This window comes from Vibrio sp. 1401, from assembly GCF_033340295.1.
This window is the reverse complement of record NZ_JAWOWF010000117.1, coordinates 1-1,290: the sequence shown is the minus strand read 5'-3', so window position 1 is coordinate 1,290 and position 1,290 is coordinate 1. Positions and strand designations below refer to the sequence as shown.

The 1,290-nt window shown below is 49.6% G+C and carries 1 pseudogene; it reads left to right on the top strand.

Annotated features, from left to right (window positions below):
- Positions 1 to 1,290 (top strand): annotated as a pseudogene (locus R7Z77_RS23960) (Tn3-like element ISShfr9 family transposase); the annotation flags it as partial.

Below are 1,290 nucleotides of genomic sequence, written 5' to 3'. Positions count from 1 at the left end.
TGAATGACAGGGATATCCAGACCCTCTGCCTTTACCTGAAAAAACAGAAACGGACCGTGGAAGAGTACCAGTGGCAACATTACGATGAACAATGCAATCTCCTGGAGCAACTGTTAAGGCAGGTGTTCTTGTGCCTTGAATGTGAGGCCGGTAAAGGCTCAGAAGCCGTCGTCGCCCAACTTCAACAGATGCAGACGGAAATCGCATTCGGTGGACCACTGAAGACGATGGATACGTCGCTCATCCCGAAAAAGCACCTCCCATGGTTGGTTAAACAGGATAACGTTAACCCGCAACGTTACGAATGGCTGCTCTACCGGCAGTTAACCTCACGACTGAATGGACGCATTTATTTGCCAAATGTTACCAAATACCGCGCACTGGAAGACGACCTGATCCCCCAGACATCGCAGGATACCTTGCTGGCCTCATCAACACTGGACAGACTAAAACAGCCCGCAGAGTTATTGTTACAGGAGAAACAACACCGGCTGGAAAGTGCACTCAAAGACGTTGCTCTCCATATTGATGAGGGAGACAATCGAAATGTGATCATGAAAAATCGTACCGGTACCCGCTGGCGTCTGCCGACCAAAAGCGCTACATCTCTGGTCAACAATCCCTTTTTTAAGCGAATGCAACCGGTCGGTATCGCGGATGTACTGCGGTATGTAGAGCGCGAAACCGGGTTCATGAAATGTCTGACTCATGTACTTCCGATACAAAAACAAGGGTTCACTCATCAGGATGATTTACTGGCCATTCTGATTGCCAACGCCACTCACCGTGGTGTGTATGGCATGGCGCAGATCTCCGATCGAAGCTATGAACACCTGAGTACGGTGCAGGCCAACTATATCCGGCCTGAAACGCTGCATGACGCCAGCGACGTGATCAATAATGCGGTTGCAGCGCTACCCATCTTCCGCCACTACCATATTCAGGAGGACCAGCTGCATGCCAGTGCGGATGGTCAGAAATTCGAAACCCATCTGGAAACCTTTAAAACCCGGTACTCCTCTAAGTATTTCGGCACCAACAAAGGGATCACGGCCATGACACTGGTGGCCAACCACAGCGCCCTCAATGCTCGGATCATCGGTTCCAACGAGCACGAATCACACTATATTTATGACCTGTTACAATCCAACAGCAGTGAAATCAAACCTGACGTACTCTCGACAGATACACACGGTGTCAATCATGTTAACTTCGCCTTACTGGATCTATGCGGTTACAGTTTTGCACCGCGATACGCGCAGTTCAGTAGTGTCATCAATGATCTGTTTG